At 70.8% G+C, this 7,659-nt stretch carries 2 protein-coding genes; both read left to right on the forward strand.

From position 1 onward, the window contains the following. The coding region (locus ACTWQR_RS54875) for a beta-ketoacyl reductase (protein ID WP_443234869.1) at positions 1–1,108 on the forward strand (1,108 nt) is incomplete at its 5' end. 33 nt (positions 1,109–1,141) lie between these two features. Further along, positions 1,142–7,659 (forward strand): SDR family NAD(P)-dependent oxidoreductase (locus tag ACTWQR_RS54880; RefSeq protein WP_443234870.1); only part of this gene is annotated, 6,518 nt, incomplete at its 3' end.

Below are 7,659 nucleotides of genomic sequence, written 5' to 3' on the forward strand. Positions count from 1 at the left end.
GGTGCACGCCGCCGACATCACCCGGACCAGTTCCGTCGACGACACCGGCGTGCACGACCTCGCCGACGTGTTCGCCGCCAAGGTGCACACAGCGGTATGGCTGGACGAGCTGTTCGAGGACACGCCGCTCGACGCGTTCGTCGTCTTCTCCTCGATCGCGGGCGTGTGGGGCGGCGGCGGCCAGGGCCCCTCCGGAGCGGCGAACGCCGTCCTCGACGCCCTGGTCGAACGGCGCCGCGCCCGGGGCCTGCGGGCCACGTCGATTGCCTGGGGAGCCCTCGACCAGATCGGTGGGGGCATGGACGAGGCCGCCCTCGCCCAACTCCGCCGCCGCGGTGTCCTTCCCATGGCCCCCCAGCTGGCGGTCACCGCGATGGTGCAGGCGGTACAGGGCAACGAGAAGTTCGTGACGGTCGCCGACATGGACTGGGGCGCCTTCATCCCCGCGTTCACCTCGGTGCGTACCAGCCCCCTGTTCGCCGACCTGCCCGAGGCGAGGACGGCACTTCAAGCATCGCAGGGCGACAGTGAGAACAGCGACACCGCCTCCTCCCTCGCGGACTCCCTACGAGCGGTCTCGGACACAGAGCAACACCGCGTCCTGCTCCGGCTGGTCCGCGGGCACGCCTCGACGGTCCTCGGCCACAGCGGCGCGGAGGGCATCGGCCCGCGCCAGGCGTTCCAGGAAGTCGGCTTCGACTCGCTGGCCGCCGTCAACCTGCGCAACAGTCTGCACGCGGCCACCGGACTGCGCCTGCCCGCGACGCTGATCTTCGACTACCCCACCCCGGAGGCGCTGGTCGGCTATCTGCGCTCCGAACTTCTCCGTGCGGACGACGACGGCCCGGAAGGGCGGGAGGACGACCTCAGGCGGGTTCTGGCGTCCGTGCCGTTCGCCCGTTTCCAGGCGGCCGGTGTCCTGGACACCCTCCTGGGCCTCGCGGATACCGAGGCCGATGCGAATGCCGGTACCCAGGCCGATCCCCATACCGACGACGACGCCGGCGCATCGGTCGGCGACGCATCGGCGACCCCCGACGACATGGAACTGATCGACGCCATGGACATCGCCGGTCTGGTGCAACGGGCTTTGGGCAAGACGAGCTGACCACCGATGGTGAACGAATCGTGGAGGATGGTTATGTCGGCGCCAGACGAGCAGATCGTTCAGGCACTGCGTGCCTCGCTGAAGGAGAACGCCCGGCTTCAGCAGGAGAACAGCACACTCGTCGCAGCAGCCGCGGAGCCCATCGCGATCGTCTCCATGGCATGCCGGTACGCCGGCGGAATCCGCGGTCCGGAGGATCTGTGGCGGGTGGTATCCGAGGGCACCGACGTCTACACCGCCTTCCCCGAGGACCGCGGCTGGGATGTTGAGGGCCTCTACCACCCGGACCCCGACAACCCCGGTACGACGTATGTACGGGAGGGTGCCTTCCTGCACGACGCGGCGCAGTTCGACGCCGGCTTCTTCGGCATCTCGCCGCGTGAGGCCCTGGCCATGGACCCTCAGCAGCGACAACTGCTCGAGGTGTCCTGGGAGACCTTCGAGCGGGCCGGTATCGACCCTCATTCGGTGCGAGGCGGCGACGTCGGGGTCTTCGCCGGAATCGTGCACCAGGACTATGCGCCCGACCTCAGCGGATTCGAGGGATTCCTGAGTCTGGAGCGAGCCCTGGGCACCGCGGGCGGTGTCGCGTCCGGGCGGGTCGCCTACACCCTGGGACTCGAGGGCCCGGCCGTGACGGTCGACACCATGTGCTCCTCCTCGCTGGTGGCGATGCACCTCGCCGCGCAGGCGCTGCGCCGGGGCGAGTGCTCGATGGCGCTTGCGGGCGGTTCGACGGTGATGGCGACACCGGGCGGGTTCGTCGGCTTCGCGCGTCAGCGAGCACTCGCCTTCGACGGGCGCTGCAAGTCCTACGCCGCATGCGCCGACGGATCGGGCTGGGCCGAGGGCGTGGGTGTGGTGCTGTTGGAGCGGTTGTCGGTGGCTCGGGAGCGCGGGCACCAGGTGCTGGCCGTGATACGTGGCAGTGCGGTGAACCAGGACGGCGCCTCGAACGGGTTGACGGCGCCGAACGGTCCGGCGCAGCAGCGGGTGATCCGCAAGGCGCTGGCCGGCGCCGGCCTCTCCGCGTCCGAGGTGGACGCGGTGGAGGGCCACGGTACGGGCACCGTGCTGGGCGATCCGATCGAGACGCAGGCGCTGCTGGCCACGTACGGACAGGGCAGGGAGCCGGAACAGCCGCTGTGGCTCGGCTCGGTCAAGTCCGTCATCGGGCACACTCAGGCGGCGTCCGGCGTGGCGGGCGTGATCAAGATGGTGCAGGCGCTGCGGCACGGTGTGCTGCCGGCGACCCTGCATGTGGACGCGCCTTCGCCTCAGGTGGACTGGTCGGCGGGTGCGGTGGAGTTGCTGACCGAGTCCCGGGAATGGCCGCGCAACGGCCGTCCACGCAGGGCCGGGGTCTCCGCCTTCGGGGCCAGTGGGACGAACGCGCATCTGATCCTGGAGGAAGCGCCCGCCCTCGATCTCGAAGCGGTGCGGCAGCCGCCGGTGTCTGCGGGTGTGGTGCCGTTGCTGGTGTCGGCGGGGACCACGGATTCCTTGACGGCTCAGGCGGGGCGGCTGGCGACCTATGTGGAGTCCGGTGCCGATGGGGTGTCGTTGGCGGGTGTGGCGAACGCGTTGGTGTCGGGCCGTGCGCTGTTGGGTGAGCGTGCGGTGGTGATTGCGGGCTCGGGTGAGGAGGCGCTGGCTGGGCTGCGGGCGCTGGCGCGGGGTGAGAACGCGTCCGGCGTGGTGGCCGGTTCGGGTGTGCCGGGGAAAGTGGTGTGGGTGTTTCCGGGGCAGGGTTCGCAGTGGGTGGGGATGGGCCGGGAGTTGCTGGATTCCTCGCCGGTGTTTGCCGCGCGGATCGCGGAGTGTGCTGCTGCGTTGGAGCGGTGGGTCGACTGGTCGTTGGTTGATGTGCTCCGGGGTGATGTGGAACCCGCATTCCTGGAGCGGGTGGATGTGGTGCAGCCCGCCAGCTTCGCGGTGATGGTGGGCTTGGCGGCGGTGTGGGCGTCGGTGGGTGTGGTGCCGGATGCGGTGGTGGGTCATTCGCAGGGTGAGATTGCGGCTGCGTGTGTGGCGGGTGCGTTGTCGTTGGAGGACGCCGTTCGGGTCGTGGCCCTGCGCAGTCAGGCGATTGCGACGCAGTTGGCGGGGCGCGGCGGCATGGCGTCGGTTGCGCTGAGCGAGGCGGAGGCGACCGCACGGTTGACACCGTGGGCGGACCGGGTGGAGGTGGCTGCGGTCAACGGCCCGTCGTCGGTGGTGATCGCCGGTGACGTCCTGGCCCTCGACGAGGTGCTGGAGGCGCTGTCCGACCAGGGTGTCCGGGTGCGGCGGGTGGCGGTGGATTACGCGTCGCACACCCGGCATGTGGAGGACATCCGGGACACGTTGGCCGAGGTGCTGGCGGGGATCGCGGCGCAGGTGCCGGTGCTGCCGTTCTACTCGACCGTGACCGGGGGTTGGCTGGAGGACGCCGGTGTTCTGGACGGCGGCTATTGGTACCGGAACCTGCGTGGTCAGGTGCGCTTCGGTCCTGCGGTTGCCGACCTGCTTGGGCAGGGGCACGGCGTGTTCGTGGAGGTCAGTGCGCATCCCGTCCTTCTTCAGCCGATCGCCGAGATCGTCGACGTGGCGCAGGCTGATGTGGTGGTGACGGGCTCGCTGCGGCGGGACGACGGTGGTCTGCGGCGGCTGCTGGCGTCGATGGCCGAACTGTTCGTCCAGGGTGTGGCCGTGGACTGGACGGGTGTACTCCCCGCCGGATCCCAGCTCGCTCCGGTCGACCTGCCGACGTACGCCTTCGACCACCAGCACTACTGGCTCCAGATGGCCGGTTCGGCGACGGACGCGGAGTCGTTGGGCCTGGCCGGGTCCGATCATCCGCTGCTGGGCGCGTCGGTGCAGTTGCCGCAGTCCGACGGGCTGGTCTTCACCTCACGGCTGTCGTTGCGCTCGCATCCCTGGCTGGCCGATCACGCGATCGGTGGGGTGGCACTCATCCCCGGTACGGTGTACGTCGATCTCGCGGTGCGGGCCGGCGACGAGTTCGGTTACGGCGTCCTCGAAGAGCTGGTGATCGAGGCGCCGTTGGTGCTGCCCGAGCGCGGCGGGGTACGGCTCCAGGTCGCGGTGGGCGGACCGGGCGAGACCGGTTCGCGCACGGTGGACGTGTACTCCCTGCGCGAGGACGCCACCGACGAGGGTGGCGCGGACGTGTGGACGCGGCACGCCACCGGACTGCTGTCCGCCTCACCGGTGGCTCACGGGACAGAACCGGCGTTCGACTTCGCCGCCTGGCCGCCGACGGGTGCGCAGCCGGTCGAGGTCGGGGACTTCTACGCCGATCTGGTCGAGCGCGGCTACGCGTACGGTCCGGCGTTCCAGGGCCTGCGGGCGGTGTGGCGGCGTGGTGAGGAGGTCTTCGCCGAGGCCGCCCTGCCGGAGGAACAGCGGGCGGAAGCAGGCAAGTTCGGCATCCACCCGGCGCTGCTGGACGCCGCTCTCCACACGAACGCCTTCGCCCATCCGGACGACGACCGCCAGGTGCTGCCGTTCGCGTGGAACGGGCTTCTGCTGCATGCCGTGGGTGCTTCGGCGTTGCGGGTGCGGGTCGCTCCGTGCGGTCAGGATGCGCTGTCGTTCCAGGCTGCCGACGAGGCGGGTGGCCTGGTCGTGACCATGGACTCGCTGGTGTCGCTGCCCGTGTCCACCGACCAGTTGGGCGGTGCGGCGGCGGACACGGCGTTCGCTGACTCGTTGTTCGGGGTGGAGTGGACCGAGCTGCCTGCGGGCCAGGGGGCGGAGACGTCGCCGTCGTGGGTGGCGGTGGCCACGGCTGACGAGGTGACGGGGCTGGCCGGGAGCGCGGGCGTGCCGCGGGTGGTGCTCCTGGAAGCCGTCGGCGGTGACGAGGCGGACGCGGTGTTGGCGTTGTCGTCCCGGGTGTTGGGGGTGGTGCAGGCGTGGCTGGCCGCCGGTGTGGAGCTGGAGGAGTCGCGGCTGGTGGTCCTGACCCGGGGTGCGGTACCGGCCGGTGGTGAAGGGGTCGTGAGTGACCCGGCGGGCGCGGCGGTGTGGGGTCTGGTTCGTGCGGCGCAGGCGGAGCACCCCGATCGGTTCGTGCTGTTGGACATGGACCCTGCTGCCGACGGTGGTGTGGAGCCGGTGTTGGGTTCGGTACTGGCCGGTGGGGAGCCGCAGGTCGCCGTGCGTGGAGTGGTTCTCTCCGCCCCTCGGCTTGTCCGGGCCGGTGGTGCGGTCCCGGATGCTCTCGATGTTCCAGCCGTGTTCGGAGCCGAAGGGACCGTCCTGGTCACCGGTGGAACCGGTGCGTTGGGCGCTCTGGTCGCGCGGCATCTGGTCGCCCGGCACGGGGTGCGGCATCTCCTGCTGGCCAGCCGACGGGGTCCGGATGCCGAAGGTATGGGTGAGCTGATCGCCGAGCTCGCCGAGCAGGGGGCGTTGGTCTCCGTCGCGGCCTGTGACGTGTCCGACCGTGACCAGATACAGGCCCTGGTGGCGTCGGTGCCGGACGAGCACCGCCTGACCGGTGTGGTGCATCTGGCCGGTGTGCTGGACGACGGCGTGATCGGGGCGTTGACCCCGGAGCGGCTGGCCGGGGTGTTCGCGCCGAAGGTGGACGCGGTGCGGCACCTGGACGAGCTGACTCGTGGCTTGGACCTCGACGCGTTCATCGTCTTCTCGTCCGCGGCCGCGCTCATGGGCTCGGCCGGTCAGGGCAATTACGCGGCGGCGAATGCCTTCCTGGACGGGTTGATGGCCCACCGTCGGGCGGCGGGCCTGCCCGGGCTGTCACTGGCCTGGGGCCTGTGGGAGCAGACGGCCGGCATGACCGCTCACCTCAGCGCCGTCGACCAGGCACGTATGAGCCGTGGTGGGGTGCTGGCGATGACGCCGGTCGAGGGCCTGGCCATCTTCGACATCGGCCTGCACACGGGCCGAGCGTTGCTCGTTCCGATCAAGCTGGACCTGCCGACGCTGCGAACCCAGGCCGCAGCGGGCGGGGGAGTCCCGCATCTGTTGCGCGGCCTGGTACGCGCGGGTCGACGCGTGGCGCGGGCGGCCGCCGGGGACAGCGGCGGACTGGTCCGCCGGCTCGCCGGGCTCCCTCCGGCCGAGCGGGAGAGCGTCCTGCTGACCATCGTCCAGACCGAGGCAGGCGGCGTCCTGGGCTTCAGGCGCCCCGAACTGACCCAGGGCACACGGCGGTTCAGTGACATCGGGTTCGACTCCCTGACCGCGGTCGAGTTGCGGAACCGACTGAGCGCGGCGACCGGCGTGAAGCTGCCCGCCACGCTGATCTTCGACTATCCGACTCCCTTGGCGCTGGCCCGCTATCTGCGCGACGAGCTCGGTGACACGGTGGCCGGCACTCCCTCGGTGGCTCCGGCGGTTGCCGCGGATCCCGACGAACCGATCGCGATCGTCGGGATGGCGTGCCGGCTGCCCGGCGGCGTGGCGGATCCCGAGGACCTGTGGCGGTTGGTCTACGAGGGCCGTGAGGGCATGTCGTCCTTCCCCGGCGACCGGGGCTGGGATCTGGAGGGCCTGTTCGACCCGGACCCCGACAGCGCGGGCACTTCGTACACCAGTCAGGGTGGCTTCCTGCGCGGGGCTGGGCTCTTCGATGCGGGGTTCTTCGGGATTTCGCCGCGTGAGGCGTTGGCGATGGATCCGCAGCAGCGGTTGCTGCTGGAGACCTCCTGGGAGGCGTTGGAACGGGCGGGCGTCGACCCGCTCTCCGCCAGGGGCAGCGACATCGGAGTCTTCTCAGGCGTCTCCATCCACGACTATCTCGAGTCCCTCAGCAACATGCCCGCGGAACTCGAAGGCTTCGTCACGACCGCCACGGCGGGGAGTGTGGCGTCGGGCCGGGTGTCGTACGCCTTCGGTTTCGAGGGTCCGGCGGTCACCGTGGACACGGCGTGTTCGTCTTCCCTGGTGGCGATGCATCTGGCCGCGCAGGCGCTGCGGCAGGGTGAGTGCTCGATGGCGCTGGCCGGCGGTGTCGCCGTGATGGGATCGCCGATCGGCGTCCTCGGCATGTCGCGGCAGCGGGGCCTGGCCGCTGACGGGCGGTGCAAGGCGTACGCGGACGGCGCGGATGGCACGGTGCTGGCCGAGGGTGTGGGTGTGGTGGTGCTGGAGCGGTTGTCGGTGGCGCGGGAGCGTGGGCACCGGGTGCTGGCGGTGCTGCGGGGCAGCGCCGTGAACCAGGACGGTGCCTCGAATGGTCTGACGGCGCCGAACGGGCCGTCGCAGCAGCGGGTGATCCGCAAGGCGCTGGCCGGCGCCGGGCTTTCCCCCTCTGAGGTGGATGTGGTCGAGGGTCATGGCACGGGGACGGTGTTGGGTGATCCGATCGAGGCGCAGGCCTTGTTGGCCACCTACGGGCGGGACCGGGACCCGGAGCGCCCGTTGTGGCTGGGGTCGTTGAAGTCGAATGTCGGTCATACGCAGGCGGCTGCGGGTGTGGCGGGCGTGATCAAGATGGTGCAGGCGCTGCGGCATGGGGTTATGCCGCCGACCCTGCATGTGCAGGAGCCCACGACGCAGGTGGACTGGTCCGTGGG

The organism is Streptomyces sp. 2A115 (assembly GCF_052245575.1).
Taxonomy (GTDB): Bacteria; Actinomycetota; Actinomycetes; order Streptomycetales; family Streptomycetaceae; genus Streptomyces.